The sequence below is a fragment of the Halosimplex rubrum genome, assembly GCF_013415885.1.
GTDB lineage: Archaea > Halobacteriota > Halobacteria > Halobacteriales > Haloarculaceae > Halosimplex > Halosimplex rubrum.
In genome coordinates this window covers 1,367,477-1,383,838 of sequence record NZ_CP058910.1, presented here as the reverse complement: position 1 = coordinate 1,383,838, position 16,362 = coordinate 1,367,477, and the positions used below count along the sequence as shown (strand labels likewise).

17 protein-coding genes are annotated in these 16,362 nt (G+C 69.6%); 5 read left to right on the top strand and 12 right to left on the bottom strand.

Annotated elements, in window-relative coordinates; all coding sequences use genetic code 11:
• Positions 1–11 precede the first annotated feature (11 nt).
• Positions 12–1,940, top strand: coding sequence for an ABC transporter ATP-binding protein (locus HZS55_RS06800; RefSeq protein ID WP_179910952.1), 1,929 nt, complete (start codon positions 12–14; stop codon positions 1,938–1,940).
• Between the two features lie 81 nt (positions 1,941–2,021).
• Here the strand turns inward: HZS55_RS06800 and HZS55_RS06795 are convergent, their stop codons facing one another.
• Positions 2,022–3,866: a sensor histidine kinase gene (locus tag HZS55_RS06795; RefSeq protein ID WP_179910951.1), complete on the bottom strand. Its 1,845-nt coding sequence runs from the start codon at positions 3,864–3,866 to the stop codon at positions 2,022–2,024.
• Positions 3,867–4,119: 253 nt separating this feature from the next.
• Between HZS55_RS06795 and HZS55_RS06790 the strand changes: the two genes are divergently transcribed.
• Positions 4,120–5,397, top strand: coding sequence for an MBL fold metallo-hydrolase (locus HZS55_RS06790; RefSeq protein WP_179910950.1), 1,278 nt, complete (start codon positions 4,120–4,122; stop codon positions 5,395–5,397).
• A 39-nt stretch (positions 5,398–5,436) separates the two neighbouring features.
• Here HZS55_RS06790 and HZS55_RS06785 read toward each other — a convergent pair whose 3' ends face one another.
• Positions 5,437–6,129 carry an AEC family transporter gene (locus tag HZS55_RS06785; protein WP_179910949.1) on the bottom strand — a complete coding sequence of 231 codons (693 nt, stop codon included), beginning with the start codon at positions 6,127–6,129 and terminating at the stop codon, positions 5,437–5,439.
• A gap of 127 nt (positions 6,130–6,256) precedes the next feature.
• Here HZS55_RS06785 and HZS55_RS06780 point away from each other — a divergent pair, with 127 nt between their 5' ends.
• Both HZS55_RS06780 and HZS55_RS06775 read left to right on the top strand, forming a co-directional pair.
• The gene (locus HZS55_RS06780) at positions 6,257–7,699 is read left to right on the top strand and encodes an MATE family efflux transporter (RefSeq protein ID WP_179910948.1); all 1,443 of its coding nucleotides are present in this window, start codon (positions 6,257–6,259) and stop codon (positions 7,697–7,699) included.
• A gap of 103 nt (positions 7,700–7,802) precedes the next feature.
• A complete protein-coding gene (locus HZS55_RS06775) occupies positions 7,803–8,777 on the top strand; it encodes an aldo/keto reductase (RefSeq protein WP_179910947.1) in 975 nt (324 codons plus the stop codon).
• Positions 8,778–8,807: 30 nt separating this feature from the next.
• Here the strand turns inward: HZS55_RS06775 and HZS55_RS06770 are convergent, their stop codons facing one another.
• The 8 genes from HZS55_RS06770 to HZS55_RS06735 form a co-directional block, all read right to left on the bottom strand.
• Positions 8,808–9,089, bottom strand: coding sequence for a type II toxin-antitoxin system RelE family toxin (locus HZS55_RS06770; protein WP_179910946.1), 282 nt, complete (start codon positions 9,087–9,089; stop codon positions 8,808–8,810).
• Positions 9,082–9,363 (bottom strand): ribbon-helix-helix domain-containing protein, encoded by a 282-nt coding sequence (locus tag HZS55_RS06765; RefSeq protein ID WP_179910945.1) that lies wholly within the window; start codon positions 9,361–9,363, stop codon positions 9,082–9,084. The genes HZS55_RS06770 and HZS55_RS06765 overlap by 8 nt, the downstream gene beginning before the upstream one ends.
• 159 nt (positions 9,364–9,522) lie before the next feature.
• Positions 9,523–10,455 (bottom strand): DUF106 domain-containing protein, encoded by a 933-nt coding sequence (locus HZS55_RS06760; protein WP_179910944.1) that lies wholly within the window; start codon positions 10,453–10,455, stop codon positions 9,523–9,525.
• A 45-nt stretch (positions 10,456–10,500) separates the two neighbouring features.
• On the bottom strand, positions 10,501–11,025 hold the full coding sequence (locus tag HZS55_RS06755; RefSeq protein ID WP_246308374.1) for an HPP family protein: 525 nt from the start codon (positions 11,023–11,025) through the stop codon (positions 10,501–10,503).
• 123 nt (positions 11,026–11,148) lie between these two features.
• Positions 11,149–11,379: a hypothetical protein gene (locus tag HZS55_RS06750; RefSeq protein ID WP_179910943.1), complete on the bottom strand. Its 231-nt coding sequence runs from the start codon at positions 11,377–11,379 to the stop codon at positions 11,149–11,151.
• A gap of 66 nt (positions 11,380–11,445) precedes the next feature.
• Positions 11,446–11,889 carry a type II toxin-antitoxin system VapC family toxin gene (locus HZS55_RS06745; protein ID WP_218927284.1) on the bottom strand — a complete coding sequence of 148 codons (444 nt, stop codon included), beginning with the start codon at positions 11,887–11,889 and terminating at the stop codon, positions 11,446–11,448.
• A complete protein-coding gene (locus tag HZS55_RS06740; protein WP_179910941.1) occupies positions 11,865–12,131 on the bottom strand; it encodes an AbrB/MazE/SpoVT family DNA-binding domain-containing protein in 267 nt (88 codons plus the stop codon). Before HZS55_RS06740 ends, HZS55_RS06745 begins: the two co-directional genes overlap by 25 nt.
• Positions 12,132–12,311: 180 nt before the next feature.
• Complete coding sequence (locus HZS55_RS06735; RefSeq protein WP_179910940.1) at positions 12,312–13,175, bottom strand: sulfurtransferase; 864 nt, start codon at positions 13,173–13,175, stop codon at positions 12,312–12,314.
• A 301-nt stretch (positions 13,176–13,476) separates the two neighbouring features.
• On the opposite strand from HZS55_RS06735, the gene HZS55_RS06730 reads away from it, so the two are divergent.
• Entirely contained in the window at positions 13,477–14,319 is an 843-nt protein-coding gene (locus HZS55_RS06730) for a sulfurtransferase (RefSeq protein WP_179910939.1), read from the top strand.
• An 84-nt stretch (positions 14,320–14,403) separates the two neighbouring features.
• On the opposite strand, the gene HZS55_RS06725 is transcribed toward HZS55_RS06730, so the two are convergent.
• Together HZS55_RS06725 and HZS55_RS06720 are read right to left on the bottom strand one after the other, a co-directional pair.
• Positions 14,404–15,567, bottom strand: a complete 1,164-nt coding sequence (locus HZS55_RS06725) for an AI-2E family transporter (RefSeq protein WP_246308373.1) — start codon at positions 15,565–15,567, stop codon at positions 14,404–14,406.
• Between the two features lie 108 nt (positions 15,568–15,675).
• On the bottom strand, positions 15,676–16,356 hold the full coding sequence (locus HZS55_RS06720; RefSeq protein ID WP_179910938.1) for a class I SAM-dependent methyltransferase: 681 nt from the start codon (positions 16,354–16,356) through the stop codon (positions 15,676–15,678).
• Positions 16,357–16,362: the final 6 nt, after the last annotated feature.

Below are 16,362 nucleotides of genomic sequence, written 5' to 3'. Positions count from 1 at the left end.
TATGCGGTGCTATGTCATGGGGTTTCTCCGGCGGGAACGACGACGCCGACGCCTTCGAGGACCTCCGGGATGCTGCCGAGCGGCCGATGTGGCAGATATTCACGGAGTACGGGCGCGGCTACAAGGGAGAGTTCGCGCTCGGTGCGGTCGCGAGCGTCATCGCTCGCTTCCTCGAGTTGATCCCGGCGCTCGTCCTCGGGGTCGCCATCGACTCGCTGTTCGCCGGCGACGAGGCGTTCAGGCTCCCCCTCCTGCCGGCGTCGGTGATTCCGAACGGGACGGAGGGGCAGTTCTGGTTCGCCGTGGGGCTCGTGGCGGGCATCTACGTCCTGACGGCGACGCTGAACTGGGTCAACTCCTGGGCGTGGAACCGCTTCGCCCAGCACCTCCAACACGAGGTGCGCGTCGACACCTACGACGTGGTCCAGCGGTTGGACATGAGCTTCTTCGACTCGAAACAGACCGGGGAGATCATGTCCATCCTCAACAACGACGTGAACCAGCTGGAGAGCTTCCTCACCAACGACCTCAACGCCGGCATCCGGATCGGCGTCCTCGTCGTGGGGACCGGCGCGCTGATGATCTGGCTCAACGCCCAGCTGGCGCTGGTCGCGCTGCTGTCGATCCCCGTCCTCGCGCTGGCGAGCTACGTGTTCGTCCAGCGGATCGGCCCGAAGTACGGCCGCGTGCGGGGGTCGGTCGGGGCGCTCAACTCCCGGCTGGAGAACAACATCGGCGGCATCGAGGTCGTCAAGTCCTACGGGCGGGAGTCCTTCGAGCGCGACCGCGTCGAGTCCGCCTCCGAGGACTACCTCGACGCCAACTGGGACGCCATCTCGACGCGGATCAAGTTCTTCCCGTCGCTCAGGATCATCACCGGCTTCGGCTACGTGATCACCTTCCTCGTCGGCGGCTACTGGCTCCTCTTTGGCGCGCCCGGTCCGTTCTCGGGCACGCTCGCGCTCGGGACGCTCACGACGATGCTACTGTGGTCCCGACGGTTCCTCTGGCCGATGCGGCAGTTCGGCAACGTCGTCAACAACTACCGCTACGCCTTCGCGGCGGCGGAACGGGTCGTCGGGCTGATGAACGACCCGGCGACGATCCACGAGGACGACGACGCCGTCGACCTGGACGGCGTGGAGGGCCTCGTCGAGTACGAGGACGTGCGCTTTCGCTACCCCGAGGCCGAGGAGGACTCCGTCGAGGACGTGAGCTTCACCGCCGAACCCGGCGACTTCGTCGGCCTCGTCGGTCCCACGGGCGCGGGCAAGACCACGCTGCTCAAACTGCTGATGCGACTGTACGACCCCCACGAGGGGACTATCAGTATCGACGGGACGGACATCCGGGACCTCTCGCTGTCGAGCCTGCGGAGCCACGTCGGCTACGTCAGCCAGGAGCCGTACCTGTTCCACGGCACCATCGAGGAGAACGTCGCCTACGGGCTGGAAGCGGCCGACGACGAGATCGTCGAGGCGCTGGGGATGGCCGGCGCGATGGAGTTCGTCGCCGACCTGCCCGACGGCATCGAGACGACCGTCGGCGAACGGGGCGTCAAGCTCTCGGGCGGCCAGCGCCAGCGGATCGCCATCGCGCGGGCCATCCTCGAGGACCCCGAGATCCTCGTCCTCGACGAGGCGACCAGCCACGTCGACAACGAGACCGAGGTCCTGATCCAGCAGTCGCTTGAGAACCTGACGGCCGAGCGGACGACCTTCGCCATCGCCCACCGGCTCTCGACTATCAGGGACGCGGACACGATCCTCGTCATGGACGACGGTCGCGTCGTCGAACAGGGCGCCCACGAGGAGCTGCTCGAACGGGACGGGCTGTACGCCAACCTCTGGAGCGTCCAGGTCGGCGAGGTCGACGCGCTCCCCGAGGAGTTCGTCGAGCGGACCGCCGAGCGCGAGCGCGCCAGCCTGGACGACGACTGAACGGCGGCCGAAGCGCAGTGCAGTCGACGGGCAGTGCGGTCGGTGGTCGATGCGGGCGTTCCCACCGACGCCGGGCCCGACTCAGTTGTCCGCCCCGCCGACGACCACGCGGCCGCCGTCGCCGGCGATGGGCGTCTCGACCGTCTCGACGCCGGAGAAGACGACCCTCGCGCCGCCGCTGTCGCTCTCGGCCATCTCGACCGCCCAGCCGTGGGCGCGGGCGATGGCCTCGACGATGGCGAGCCCGAGTCCGGTCCCGTCGTCGTCGGAGGAGTAGGCGTACTCGAACACCTGCTCGCGCTCGTCGGCCGGGACGCCGGGGCCGTCGTCGGCGACGACGAACCCGTCGTCGCAGCGTTCGACGGTGACCGTCACGGACGCGCCGCCGTGTTCGACGCAGTTGCGGTAGCAGTTCTCGAAGACCGACTGCAGCCGCGTCGCGTCGGCGTAGATCCGGACGCCGGCGTCGGGCTCCACGACCAGCTCGGCCTCGCCGGTGTCGACGGTCTCCCAGGCGTCGCGGGCGACGGTCGCCAGGTCGACCCGTTCGAGCTCGTCGATTGTCTGACCCTCGCGGGCGAGCGTGAGGGTGTCGTCGACGATCCCCTCGATCCGTTCGAGAGCGTCGCTCGCCGTCGCGAGGTGCTCGTCGTCGTGCCGTTCGCGCGCGAGTTCGACCCGCCCGAAGGCGACGTTCAGCGGGTTCCGCAGGTCGTGACTGAGCCTGCCCGCGAACTGCTCCAGTTGGGTGGTCTGCTGTTCGAGGTCGCGGACGTGCTGGCGCCGCTCGGTCACGTCCCGCAACACCAGCGTGTACCCCGCGACAGACCCCCGCACCTCCAGCGGCGAGACGGTCACGTCGTACTCCCTGACCTCGCCGTCCTCGAACCGCGTGAACGTCGAGACGAACGGAGAGTCGTCGGTCCCGTTCGACGGGGCCACCTCGGTCGGATCGCCGCGCGGGTCGGGCTCGCCCACGGCGGCCGCGGTCCCGTCCCCGCGGTCGACGACCGGGGCGTCGCCGGTCACCGGGTCCCCGTCGCGGTCGCCGTCGGGCCCGTCGACCGGGCGGAGTTCGGGGAGGGGTCGCTCGACGGGTTCACCCTCGTGGTCGGGGAGAGCGCCGAACGTCTCGACGGCCGCCGCGTTGTAGTCGAGCAGGCGGCGGTCGCGGTCGACGACCACGACGGCGTCGTCGAGGACTTCGAGGACCGATTCCCGCGCCAGCGGCGCCAGGTCGAACAGCTGGTGGCGGAAGACGGCCCAGGCGACGACGCCGAGGATCAGCGGCGACCCGATCACGAGCGCGCCGGTCAGCGGCCCCGGGACGGCGCCACCGAACCACAGCGTGAAGATCGCGAACGTCGGGAGGTAGCCGACCAGCAGCGCGGCCGTCTGTTTGCGAGCGACGCGCGGTCCGACCAGGAGGTGCGCGCCCAGCAACGCGACCGCCGCGTAGTACAGTATCGACCCCGGGAGCAGCACCACGGCGGCGAGTGCCGTTCCTTCGGCCTGGACGTGCGGGAACGGCGACGTGGCGACCGCGTATCCGCTCCAGATCAGGTCGTGGGTCGGGTTGGTTATCTCCAGTACCCCGACCACGACGTTCCACCCGACCAGGGCGTAGACGGCCGGTCGGGGGATCCGGCGGAGGTAGCCGGTGTACTCCAGGATGAGCAGGAACCACAGCAGCGGGAGAAAGCCCGTGAGCGCGGCCTCGAAGTTGAACATCGCGAACATCCACGACCGCCACGGCGCCAGCAGCTCGCCGATCACCAGCAGGCCCGACACGGCGTAGACGCCGACGATCCCGACGAACAGCTGCCCCTGCAGGTTCATCTCCTCGTTCCACAACCAGACCGCGACCGCCACGGCGAGCGCCGTCGAGAGCGCCACCACCCCGACGTAGACAGTCTCCGAGACCACGATACCCTACCTGATACGCGTACTGACTAAAGAATTCTCGCTGTGGAATCAATATTGAGACTCGGTTAACAGATACGACAGGTAGATTCCCCGATATCCGAGAAGATAGCGGTTTAGAAACATGCATTCGAAGTCGTTTTTGTAGTATCGGAAATGATATTTGGGCGCCGAGCGGCGGCGGACGGACCGACCGACTCCGCGAAGCGGCCGCGAACCGACGGACCCAAGCGGCCGAGGGCGGTAGAAGCGGGCGATGAACGTCCGGTTCCTGGGCGGCGCCCGCGAGGTCGGTCGCAGCGCGATCCTGATCGACGACCGACTCCTGCTGGACTACGGGCTGTTGACCGGCAACCCGCCCCGGTTTCCGGTCGACGACATCGAACCCGAGGCGGTCGTCGTCTCGCACGGCCACCTCGACCACGTCGGCGCGGTGCCGTCGCTGTGCTCGGGGGACCGTCGGCCGCCGATCCACTGGACGCCACCGACGCGGGAACTCGCGCTGACGCTCGCCCGCGACACCCTGAAACTCCACGGCGGCACCTACGACTGCCCGTTCACCGAGACGGAGGTCCGGAGGGTCACCCAGGTCTCCGAGACCCACGGCTACCGGGAGCCGTTCGAGGCCGCCGGCTACGAGATCACGTTCTACGAGGCCGGCCACATCCCCGGCAGCGCCCACGTCCTCGTCGACGACAGCGAGGTGCGAAGCACCTCGGGCAGTCGGACGCAGTCCGACGACGGCGAGACGCGACTGCTGTACTCTTCCGACTTCCATACGGGCGACCAACGGCTCGTGTCGGGTACGACCGCCCGCCCCGACGCCGACGCCGTCATCTGCGAGTCGACCTACTCCGACGTGACCCACGAGGACCGGGGAGCCATCGAGGACCGGTTCGCCGAGAGCCTGCGCACGACGGTGTGGCAGGGCGGCACCGTCGTCGTCCCCGCGTTCGCGATCGGGCGCACCCAGGAGATACTGCTGATCTGCGAGGCCCACGACATCGACTGCTACGTCGACGGGATGGGCAAGCGCGTGACGGAGATGCTGCGCCGCCATCCCGAGTTCGTCCGCGACGCCGACGCGCTCGGGCGGGCCAAGTCGGCGGCCCGCTTCGTCGACGGTCGCGACGGCCAGCGCCGGCGCATCGCCGAAGACAACACCGTCATCGTCACCACCAGCGGGATGCTCTCGGGCGGCCCCGCGATGACGTACATCCCCGCGATCCGCGGGTCGCCGACGAACAAGGTCGCGATGACGGGCTACCAGGTCGAGGGCACGCCCGGCCGGGACCTGCTGGACACCGGCAGCGCCGAGATCGACGGCCGGCGGATGCCCGTCGCCGCCCAGGTCGAGTCCTACGACTTCTCCGCCCACGCCGACCGCGAGGGGATACTGGAGTTCCTCGACGACTACCACGACGCCGCGGTGCTCGTCAACCACGGCGACCGCTGCGAGGCGTTCGCCGACGAACTCCGCGCGGACGGCTTCGACGCGACGGCGCCCGCGGTGGGCGACGCCGTCGACGTGTAGCCGGACCGGTCACCGCCGTCGACCGTCGCCGGCCGCCGCTCAGCCGAGGACGCCCAGCTCCGCGAGCAGGACCAGTCCGGTGACCACGGGGAGGCTCCCGAGGATCGTGAGGAAGACGACCGTCCCGACGTAGTCGGCGGTCGAGACGGCCGATCCGTCGGCGGTCGGGTCGCTCACCTCGTCGTCCCCGAACTCGATGGAGAGGACGAGCGGGATGACCGCCGAGGGGCCGGCGGCGAGGACGACGAACGCGGCGGTCACGGTCGGGTCGCCGATGTCGACGAGCGCCGCGATCCCGACGGCAACGACGGGCGCGACGAGCAGTTTCAATCCGACCGTCGGCAGCGTCTCGCGGACGGTGGCGCCCAGGTCCATCGACTCGACCTGCAGACCGAGGACGACGAGAAAGACGGGGATCGACGCGTTCCCGACCAGCCGGAGCGTGTCCATCGCCGTGCCGCCCGCCGGTGGGACGACGCCGAGCGCGACCGCCGCGCCCGCCGCGACCAGCGCCCAGACGACCGGCTGGCGGGCGACGCGGCCGAGCGCAACCCGGTCGTTCCCGTCGCCGCCCCGGCTGAGGAGGTAGACGCCGACGGTGTACAACAGCAGGTTCTGGACGAGGACGAACAGGACGGCGGTCGACCGGCCGGCGGCGGCGATCGACAGCGGCGGGGCGACCGACGAGAGGAACACCGAGGGGATCGACCCGAGGGCGTCGAGTGTCTGCACGGCGATATCGGTCCGGGGATCGACATCGCCGCCGATAACGCTGTCGACTCGCCGCCAGAGGGCGCCGGTCTCGGCGGGTCGATCCCGTTTCTAAACCGTTTTCACGGTAGAGCGTAGACGGGTCCCCGTGTCCTGGTCCCGGTACAACCCCGTCCGCGCGCTGCTCCTCTGGGTCGGGTCGATCGTCGCTCGCGCCGGTATCATCGACCGCGAGCGCGTCGAACGGGCGACCGACCTGGCGTGGCCGCGCATCGTCACCGGCCTCGCGCGGATGTCCCGCTCGACGGCCGACGTGGCGATGGTCGGCATCGCGCTGGGCCCGACCGCCATCGCCGGCGTCGGCTACGCCAGCCCCTTCTGGGGCCTCGCGTTCGCGCTCGGCGGCGGCGTCGCCGGCGGGACCATCGGCCTCGTCTCCCAGCGCTTCGGCGCCGACGCCTACGAGGAACTCGCCCTCTCCGTGAAGGCCAGCGCGCTGCTGACCGTCGCGATCACCGTCCCGCTGATCGCCGTCTACTGGTTCCTCGCCGAGCCGCTGATCGCGCTCATCGGCTCCGGCGACGCCGCGGTCGCCTTCGGCGCCGACTACCTCGAAGTCGTCGCGCTCGGCGTCCCGTTCGCGGCGCTGAACCTCATCGGCAGCCGCGCGCTCGTCGGCGCCGACGACGCCTGGACGCCGATGATCCTCCGCGGCGGCGGCGCCGCGCTCAACATCCTCATCAACGCAGTGCTCATCTTCGGGTTCGGCTGGGGCGTCGTCGGCGCCGCCGTCGGGACCGCCCTCTCGAACGCGCTCGTGACCGTCGCGTTCGCGGTCGGCCTCGCCCGCGGCGGCCTCCCCGGCATCGGCGAGTTCCCCGTGCAGATCCCCCTGTCGGGCCCCCACCTCGACCGGTCGCTACTGGGCGACCTCGTGGAGATGGCGACGCCGCTGATCGGGACCAACCTCGCCCGCAGCGGCGGCCAGTTCCCCAAACTGTACATCGTCGGCCTGTTCGGCCCGAACGTCGTCGCCGCCTACGTCGTCGCGATGCGGGTCCGCGCGCTGATGGACACGCCCAACTGGGGGTTCAGCATGGCGTCGTCCAGCCTCGTCGGGCAGGCGCTCGGCCAGGACGACGAGGACGACGCCGGCGCCTGGGCCCACGACATCATCCGCTTCTCGCTGGCCTGCTACGCCGTCATCGCCGTGGGTGTGTTCGTCCTCGCCCGCCCCATCGGCCGCGTGTTCGTCGACGACCCGTCGATCCTGCCGACCGTCGTCACCTTCATTCGCGTCGCCTGCTTCGGCGTCCTCTTCAGCGGCGTCTACGGCGGCTCGACCGGTCCCCTGCGCGCCAGCGGGGACACGCGCTGGCCCTTCTACGCCCAGTTGACCGGGCTGTACCTGTTCGCGCTCCCCATCGCCTACCTCGGCGTCGCCGTGCCCTCCATCGGACAGACCGCGCTGTACGTCGCCATCCTCGCCGAGATGGCGGTCCCCGCGGTCGTCACCTACTACCGCTATCGCTCGGGCACCTGGAAGGTGGTCAGTCGCGACTACCGCCCCGACGCCGCCGCCGGCGACTGAGCCCCGTTCGGCCGCCTGTCCGCACACGGATCCCGGGGAGCGGATCCCGGAACCCTGAGCCGCGAGGGCCAGCCTTTTGCGTGGGAACTCCCGAGAGCCGAGCATGGAGTACACCACACTCGGCTCGACCGGGATGGAGGTCTCGCAGATCTGTCTCGGCTGCATGAGCTTCGGCAGCGAGGAGCCGTGGATGTTAGACGAGGAGGACGGTCGGGAGGTCATCGAGCGCGCCATCGACCTGGGCGTCAACTTCTTCGACACCGCCAACGCCTACTCCGACGGCGAGAGCGAGGAGATCCTCGGCGACGCCCTCTCGGGCTACGACCGCGACGACCACGTCGTCGCCACGAAGGTGCGGTTCCCCGTCGGCGAGGACACGCCCAACGCCTCGGGCCTCTCCCGCAAGACCATCGAGCAGGAACTCGACGCCTCGCTCGACCGCCTCGGCCTCGACACCATCGATCTGTACCAGACCCACCGCGTCGACCCGAACACGCCGCCGGAGACGACCCTACGGGCGCTGACGGACGCCCAGCGACGGGGGAAGATCCGCCACGCCGGCACCTCCTCGATGTGGACCCACGACCTCGCCGAGCAACTGCAGACGAGCGAGCGCGAGGACCTCCTCAGCTACGAGACGATGCAGAACCACTACCACGTCGCCTACCGAGAGGAGGAGCGCGACATGCTGCCCCTGTGCGACAAGGAGGACATCGGCGTCGTCCCGTGGGGCCCGCTGGGCCAGGGCTTCCTCGCTCGCCCGTTCGACGAGCTGGAGCGCACCAACAGAGGCGACCCGGAGAACTTCCACAACCCGACGCCCGAGTACGAGCGCGGCGGCGGGCGGGAGATCAACGAGCGCGTACAGGAACTCGCCGCCGACCACGGCGTGACGATGGCCCAGATCGCCCTGGCCTGGCAGTTCCAGAACGACTACGTCGACGCGCCCATCGTCGGCACCACGAGCGTCGAACACCTCGAACAGGCCGTCGAGGCGCTGGAGATCTCGCTGTCGGCGTCGGACGTGGCCTACCTCGAAGAACCGTACGAACCGCAGCCGATCATCGGCCACGAGTAACGCCTGCGACCACGCGAGACAGCGCGGGATTCAGTCTTCGTCGGCGCTGTACGCGCCGCCACGGCGCTTGATCCGAGCCACGACCAGTCGCCGTTCGTCCCGCCCGAAGGACACCGAGAGACGGAATCCGCCGACGCGGATCTTCTTGTACGGGCTGTTCTGCAGCGGTTCTCCGTAGTCAGGCGGGTCACGCCACGGGGAGTCGACGACCTCGTCGAGCTTGTCGAGGATACGATCCTGTTCGTCGGGGGAGAACGCAGCGAGATCGTCTTGTGCCGTCGAGGAAAGTTCCCATGCCCACTCGTCACTCATCGTCCGTTCCGAACCGCTCGCGCGCCTCGTCGGCGCTCATCGTCCGTCCTTCGCGGACATCTTCCTCCGCCCGGAGCAGCGCGACGAGTTCGTCCCGCTCGAACGTCGGATGCTCGACCGCGTCGCGGAGCGTGTAGCGGATGAACTCGCTCCGGCTGTTGAACCCGCGACCCTGCCAGGTGCCGTCGATCTCGTCGAGAAACGATTCGGTGATCTTGAAATTCACCGTGACGATCTCGTCCTCCCTGTCGGTTCCCGTGGTCGCTTCGGACATACGCACGTGATACGATGGTCTTACCGATAGTCGTTTCGCCGGTGTGCTCGCCACTTCGAATCCCCGACACCAGTCGGACAGATACGAAGAAAATACGAGAGAAGAGCCGTTCACGGCCGCAAAATTCCGGTTTCGGTACCGCGATACTGCGTTCGCCGGTCAGACGACCGACCGGTAGTTCGAGATCTTCGGCCCGACTCTCTTCGCGACGCGCTTGCCCGCGACGTTCGAGAGGATCGAGCAGGCGATGTACCAGACCGTCCAGACCTGCAGCGGCCCGACCAGCTTAGCCGTCCAGACGACGCGGCCGGCGATCGGCAACACCTGCGCGGCCGGCGTGATCGCCGCGGCGGGGTTGACGGTCAGCCACGTGATCCACAGGAACACCGGGACCGTGACCAGCATCGCGTAGACCATCGGCCGGACCATCCGCTTCATCGCTCCCAGTTGCTCCAGCATCAGCTCCTGCTGGCGCGACTGCAACCGTTCGACCGCTTCGTCGTCGCCGCGCTCGCGTGCCGCGTCGAGCCGCTCTTTGACGGTCTGCAGCCGCTCCTGTGCGGCTTCCTGCGGGTTGCCGTCCATCAGCCGGCGCCGCAGCGTCGTGGAGACGACCGTCGTCGCGACCGCCAGCAGCGCGATCGTCGCCCCGAACGGCAGGGCGGCCTCGACCGGGCCGAGGAAGATGTCCGCGGTGCTCCCGATGGTATCCCGGGCCACCGGCACCTGGTAGCTGGCCATCAGTCCGAGCGCGGCGACGCCGGCAAGCTTGTCGGCGGCCGACCAGCAGCCGGCGTCGGCGTCGTCGTCCGCGTCGGCGCTGTCCGCGGCGTCACTGACCTCGCTCCCGGCGGCGTCGCGGTCGTCGACGACTGCCCGGACGGCGTCTGGGTCGTCGACGACGAAGCCGGCGTCCGTCGCGACGAGTACTTCGGATTCGAGCAATCGCCCCCACTGTTCGGCGGGGACGGCACCGCTCACGTCGGTCCAGGAGACGGTGCCGTCGCCCGATTCGGCGCGGTCGAGGACGACGGCGGCGGCGTCGGCGAGCGCCTCGTCGGCCGCGAGTCGCTCGCGGAGGGTCTCGTCCATACGGAAACCTGTTAGCGCGTCTTTGTCAATCTTGCTCTCGCGGAGTCACGAGCCGCCGGGGGCCGCTCGCTCGCGCTCGTCCCCGTCCGGGATGGCCCGGACCACGACGGCGTGGGCGACGACGAGCACGCAGACGGCGACGGCGATCAGCAGGCCCTCGCGGAGCGTCGGCAACAGCCCGAGCGAGACGATGAGTGTCGTCGCGCAGGCCGGCGGGTGGACGGCGCCGGTCGCGACCATCCCGGCGCTGGTCAGCGCCAGCGCGAGCACGCCGCTGGCGACGACGGCCGCCAGCGCGGGGGACCGGGGAGCCAGGTCGGCAGTGACGACGACGCCGTCGGCCAGCAGGCGGTAGGAGACCAGACCGGCGACGACGCCGACGACGTGGGCCGCGACGACGCGGGCCAGTCCCGACCGGTCCGCGGTCCGCCGGGTCGCCAGCACGTACGCGGTCGGCCCGAGACTGGGGAAGACGAACGGCGTCCCCGTCAGCCAGGCGACGGCGCCCGTCACCGCGAGCAGCGCGCCGGCGTGGACCGCCGTCCGGACGGCGAAGCGGGACACGTCCACCGGTCCTCGTCGGCGTAAAAGAGGGTGGTGTTTCGTGGACGTTCGATCAGTTCTCGGAAACGGCTCGGCGAGCGAACGCGGACACCGGCGACCGGATCCGTCGGCGGTGCTCGCGGCGTCGTCTCACTCCTCGCCGTCGCCGCGCAGTTCGCGTATCGCGACGAGCGCGAGCGCGCCGACGACGAACGCGAGCGTCCCCATCGCCAGCGCCGAGACGGCCGTCAGCAGGAGCGACGACCCCTCGGCCAGCGTGATGGCGTCGGGGCCGAGCAGCACGGCGACGACGGCCGCGACGGCGAGTAGCCCCGCGGTCTCCTCGCGTGACAGCGGCTCGCGGAAAGCCGATAGTTCCATGTCCCGCGGTTCGGCCGACGGGCTGAAAACGGTTGGGACCGGGACAACCCACTACGCGGGTGGTCGCTACTCGGTGACGGGGTCGGTGACTGTCAGCCAGTCGAGACGGTCGTCCATCCGCTCGAGCGCCTCGTCGTGTGTCCAGAGTCGGCCGACTCCGTGTCGCTCCATCGCGGCCAGCACCGTCGCGTCGCGGCCGCCGATACCGGACTGGTCGTACTCCGCGAGCAACTCCGCTCCCCGTTCTACGTCGGTGGTCCGTAGCGCCGCGACGGTCGAGTCCTCGATCGACAACACCTGTTCGACCTGTCGCTCGCTGTCGGCCAGCTGATTCGTCAAGTAGTGGACGACCTCCATCTGGAGGACTGTCGTCGTGAACAGCGGCCGGGAGCGAAGCACGTCCGCAACGTCGTCGCGGACGGCGTCGTGTTCGTCGAGGTCGGAATCGAGGAAGTAGATCCAGACGTTCGCATCGAGGCAGTACATCAGTTCGGCAGGTCGCTCGTCCACTCCGATTTCAGGTCCTCGGGGTCGATCCGGTCGGCGTCCTCGGCCCGAGTCTCCGCCGTGATGCAGCCCTCCAGCCGTTCGACCAGTCGCTCCCGTGAGACGGAGTTTCGGATGACGATCCGGTCGTCCACCAGTTCCACGGCCACTTCCTCGCCCGGGTCGATGTGCAACGCGTCTCTGATGGACTGGGGGATCGTGACCCGTCCCTTCTCGTCGACCCGTCGCTCCTCGCTCGTTCCCATGTTTCCCACTTCGGTGGGAACGAAGTTAAACGTTCGCTCGAAGGACGAACGGCCGGCAGTTGCGCGGCTATCGGCCACAGCGTCGAAAAAATCGGAACCGCCTGAACGACCTCAGTTGCCCTTCTCCGCGGGTCGGCTACGCCTCCCCGCTCCGATTCGAGGCCGCCTCTCTCCCTTCGGTCAGTCGTCGGCCTCGCCCTTCTCGATGGGGGCGCCCACGAGGTTGCCCCACTCCGTCCAGGAGCCGTCGTAGTTGATGGCGTCGTCGTAGCCGGCCAGTTCGTGCAGGGCGAACCAGGCGACCGACGAGCGCTCGCCGATGCGGCAGTAGGCGACGACGGTGCCGTCGCCCTCGATGCCTTCCTCGGCGTAGAGCTCTTCGATCTCCTCGGCGGTCTTGAAGGTGCCGTCGTCGTTGGTGACGGCGGCCCAGGAGACGTTGCTGGCGCCGGGGATGTGGCCGCCGCGCTGGGCGGTCTCCTGCAGGCCCGGGGGCGCGAGGACCTCGCCGGAGAACTCCTCGGGCGAGCGCACGTCGACGAGCGGCAGGCCCTTCTCGACGGCGTTCTCGACGTCGTCGCGGTAGGCGCGGATGGACTCGCGCGGGCCGGCGGCGTTGTACTCGACCGCGGAGAAGTCGGGCTCCTCGTCGGTCAGCGGGTAGTCGTTCTCGACCCAGTAGTCGCGGCCGCCGTCGAGCAGCTTCACGTCGTCGTGGCCGTAGTACTTGAACTGCCAGTAGGTGTAGGCCGCGAACCAGTTGGCGTTGTCACCGTAGAGGACCACTGTGGTGTCCCCGCTGATGCCCGCCGAACCCAGCAGCGCCTCGAAGTCCTCCTTCTCGAGGATGTCGCGCTCGACCTGGTCCTGGAGGTCGGTCTCCCAGTTCCAGCCGACCGCGCCCGGCGCGTGGCTCTCGTCGTACAGTTCCGTGTCGACGTCGACCTCGACCAGTCGATAGTCGTCGTCGTCGCTCTCGAAGTCCTCGAGGTGCTCGTCGACCCAGTCGGCCGAGACGAGCACGTCTTTGGCGTAGTCGCTCATGATTCATCGAACCATTGGTCTACCGACTATATACAGCTAGGACTGTCGGCATGTCCCGCCCCTTGACGACTATAGCGGAACATGTTGCCGATAGCGGCCGTGACTATGGTTCTCACGGCCTCTGTCTCGCGTGCTCGGCGACCGGCTCGGACCGGGGGACGGGTGCGGCCGCCGGACGCGCCCGCCGGTCGACGCGGCCTTTATGAGACGAGGTCGCCGCCGTCGTCCCGGTCAAAATTGCCCCTACCTCCGACCGGGGCGGAAGGACATCTTGAAGCGTACGCTCGCCCGAACCCGGGATATGAGCGAGATCGTCGTCCCGGCCGACCGGGTGGCCGACCGCCTCGACGAGGTCAGGATCGTCGACACCCGCGACGCCTGGGAGTTCGAGGGCATCGGGCACGTCCCGGGCGCCGTCAGCGTCCCGTTCGACTCGTTTCGCGCCGACGAACACGCCGCCGAGGACGGTGCGGGCGGCGAGTCCGGCGGATCGGGCGCCGAGGAGTCGGGGGACGGCCAGGGGATGCTCCCCGGCGCCGACGCCTTCGCCGACCTCATGTCCGAGGCCGGGATCGAGAACGACGACCGGATCGTCGCCTACGACGACACCCACGGCGTCTTCGCCGCGCGCTTCCTCGTGACCGCCGAGCTGTACGGCCACGACCCCGAGCGGCTGCACCTGCTCGACGGCGACTTCTCCGCGTGGCGATTGGACCACGAGACCACGAGCGAGGTCGCCGAGTTCGAGCGCTCGACCTACGAGGTCGACCCGCCGGCGGAGACGCCGCTGGTCGGGATCGACGCGGTCGCGTCGGCGACCGACGACCCCGACACCGTCGTCGTCGACACCCGCGAGGCCTGGGAGTTCGAGGAGGGGCACATCCCCGGCGCGGTCCGGCTGGACTGGCGCGAGCTCGTCGACGACGAGACCCGCGGGCTGAAACCCCGCGCCGAGATCGAGTCGATCCTCGACGAGCGGGGGATCGCCCCCGACAAGCGGATCGTGCTCTACTGCAACACCGCCCGCCGGATCAGCCACACCTACACGGTCCTCCGTCACCTGGGCTACCCCGACCTGGCGTTCTACGAGGGGAGTCTCACCGAGTGGGAGGCCGACGGACGCGAACTGGAGACCGGGGCGTAGGCGCTCCCGGGACCGGCGACCGGTCGCCGTCGTGGTCGGTCGCGTCGGAGTCGGTCGCGTCGGAGTCGGTCACCGTCCGTCGGATCAGTCGTCGTCGGCCGGGCCGCCCGAGGAGTCGCCGGCGGTCCCGTCGGCGATGTCGCCGGACGAGCCGTCCGCCCCGCCCGGTTCGGGGCCGGCGAGGGCGTCGGCGGCGCGGCTGCCGGGCGGGTCGCTCGGCGGCCCGTCGGGCTCGATGGCGGCCCCGTCGAAGGTCTGCTGGACGGTCGTGCGCTCGTCGGTGATGAGTTCGACCACCTCGACGAGCAGCGCGACGACGAGCGGGCCGGCGATGACGCCGACGACGCCGAGACTCAGCGTCCCGCCGGTGAACCCGACGAAGTAGAGGCTCGCGGACATCCCGGTCGTCAGCGAGGCCAGCCGCGGGCGGATGAGCGCGTCCGGCAGGAAGCCGATGAGGACCAGGCCCGTACTGGCCACGAGGAGCGCCGCGGTGACCTCGCCCGCCAGCGCCTGGCCGACCGCCACGGCGGCGATGAGCAGGCTCGGCCCGAGGACGGGGATGAACTGCAGCAGGCCCGAGAAGACCGACAGCGTGAACGCGCTGTCGTACCCCAGCAGCGAGAAGACGACGTAGGCGACGGCGAACGTACCCAGCGCGGTCGCGGCCTGCAGGACGTACAGCGCGTACAGCGTGTCGCGCACGCAGCGGTGCAGCGCGAGCACCACGTCGTGGTACTCCCCGGGGACCAGCCGCAGGGTCGCCCGGCGGACGTTCCCGGGCCGGAGCAACAGTCCGTAGACGAGGAAGACGAACAGGAACGCCTTCAGCGCGAGGACGGGCGCCGCCCCCGCGATGTCGAACCCGATGTCCACGACCGCAGCCCGCGCCCGCACGATCAGCGCGCTCACGTCGATCACGAACGACATCCCGAAGACCGAGATCGGTTGTTCGGCCGGGATCGACCGCAAGAACTCCAGCAGGAGCGCCTGACGGCCGTACAGCGCGTAGACGATCGGTCCGACGATGAGCGCGACGAACAGGAACCCGACCGCCGTCGCCGTCGCGGCCGCGATCCGTCGGTTGACCCCCCGACCGACGATCATCCGCCGGACCGGGTAGAGCACGTACGCCACCGTGATGGCGAAAAACACCGTTCCGACGACCCGCGAGAGGATCACCAGCGTCAGGGCAGCCATACCGACGAACAGGCCGCCGAGCACCTGCTGTCGCCGCGTCAGTGCCATACCCCTCCGTGGACGCGACACCTACAAAACGTTTGGTACGAGCGGCGCCGACGAGGGGGCTCGGCGCCGACCTCGCCGACCGGTCGCGGCGGACGACGCCCCACCGCACTACGGCACCACGCCGACGGTCAGCAAGGTCCCGTGCTCGCGGTAGCGCTCGACCATCGCCTCGCGCGTCTCGAAGTCCTCGGTCGGGAACTCGCCCGCCGGCGGGATGGTCGTCTCCGTGTCGGGGATCCGGTCCTGACCGGCGACGTGAAAGCCCGCCGCCCGGAAGCGCTCGCGGTACTCGGCCTCCGTCCAGCGGATCATCGGCACCTCGACCAGCTCGTCCCATTTGTGCGTATGCACGCTCTCCTCCCAGTAGTTCACGGCGCAGTAGAACGTCCCGCCCGGCCGCAGGACCCGGCGCAGCTCGTCCAGCACGGCGTCGGGGTCGCGGGCGTAGAAGAACGCCTCCATCGACCAGCAGTGGTCGACGCTGTCGTCGGCGAACGGCAGGTGTTCGAAGTCGCCGTTCAGGAAGCCCGACCGGCGGTCGTCTGTGTACGCGCGGGCGTTGCGGGCCATCTGCGGCGCGGCGTCGACGCCGTAGGACCGGGCCGCGTCCTTGGTCTCCCGGAGCGCCCGACCGGCGTAGCCGCTCCCCGAGCCCAGGTCGAGGACGACCTCGCCCGCCTCGACGGGCATCCGCGCCAGGGCGTGTTTGGCGGTGTGCCAGTGGCGCTGTTCCATGCCCTCGTCGCGGCCGTCGCGGGCCCACTCGTCGAACTCCTCGCTGACGCTCATGGGTCG